This is a genomic window from Desulfovibrio sp. (assembly GCF_019424165.1).
Lineage (GTDB): Bacteria > Desulfobacterota > Desulfovibrionia > Desulfovibrionales > Desulfovibrionaceae > Desulfovibrio.
In genome coordinates this window covers 1-520 of record NZ_JAHZAA010000016.1, presented here as the reverse complement: position 1 = coordinate 520, position 520 = coordinate 1, and the positions used below count along the sequence as shown (strand labels likewise).

At 36.0% G+C, this 520-nt stretch carries 1 protein-coding gene; it reads left to right on the top strand.

What is annotated here, in order from left to right; all coding sequences use genetic code 11:
• Positions 1 to 200: 200 nt before the first annotated feature.
• The coding region (locus QZ377_RS07310) for a hypothetical protein (protein ID WP_291440513.1) at positions 201 to 520 on the top strand (320 nt) is incomplete at its 3' end.

The following is a 520-nucleotide window of genomic DNA, read 5'->3' as shown; positions in this document are numbered from 1 at the left end:
AAGAAAACTAAAAAAACTCAAAACTCAATACAATGAATTATATGATTTTATTTTAAGAAAAATTTAAATGAAATTTAATCGTGCAAATCTGCCTCGCAAATTTGCCTTTTTCAACAAAGTTGCATAGCGTTTTTGCACGATTAAATTTTCTGTTTTTCAATCTTGTATGGTGAAAATAAGCAAATCGGGAGGTTTTTCCCATGTTTCCCATAACTGCTGAAGAAGGAAAAAACCGTTTTGAATATGCAATAATCAATGAAAATCATGTTGTTATGCACTACAGCGATGGTTTTTTTGATCTAGCAGGAGTAGACACAACAAAAGACCTTTCCAAACATCTGCCCATTTTTGCAAATGGGCTTGAACGTCTGGAAAAAACAAAAAAGCCACTTCGCCTGAACCAGCAAGACCCTTTCCTCCACTACACGCTGGAACCCTTTGTTCATAGAGACGAAGAACTTTTTTTCGTTACCCTGACAAACAGCGAATATGTGCGGGCACTGCACAAAAACATCGATCT